Raw genomic sequence first — 303 nt, 5'->3', positions numbered from 1 at the left:
TAATCGGGTGGAGATACATCTTAACCAGAATGATTAATCAACTAACACATGTACGTCTGATTGCGTATAGATGAGTGCTTGGTGCATTGTTGGGTGTCTGGGGCATTGTTCCCTGGTTGTATAACCCATGTAAGTTTCAATAACTACTTTTTTGGTGTGGTTGTTGTCTTGTGTGGGGTGTTGTGTGAGAACTGTATAGTGGACGCGAGCATTTAACCGCATGCTTGTTACTGCGTACTGCTTTGTGTGGTGTGTGGTTTCAGGTTGTGTGGTTTGTGTGATTTCTTTGTTCTTTTGTGTTTT

The 303-nt window shown here is 41.9% G+C and carries 1 protein-coding gene; it reads right to left on the bottom strand.

Annotation, left to right across the window (positions count from 1 at the left end):
- Window positions 1-33 precede the first annotated feature (33 nt).
- Window positions 34-303: hypothetical protein (locus HMPREF2698_RS13510; protein WP_210386583.1), on the bottom strand; the 270-nt coding region annotated here is incomplete at its 5' end.

The sequence above is a fragment of the Corynebacterium sp. HMSC072A02 genome (assembly GCF_001810085.1).
Taxonomy (GTDB): Bacteria; Actinomycetota; Actinomycetes; order Mycobacteriales; family Mycobacteriaceae; genus Corynebacterium; species Corynebacterium hesseae.
Note: the sequence above shows the minus strand (reverse complement) of the source record. Positions and strands in the feature narration are given on the sequence as shown.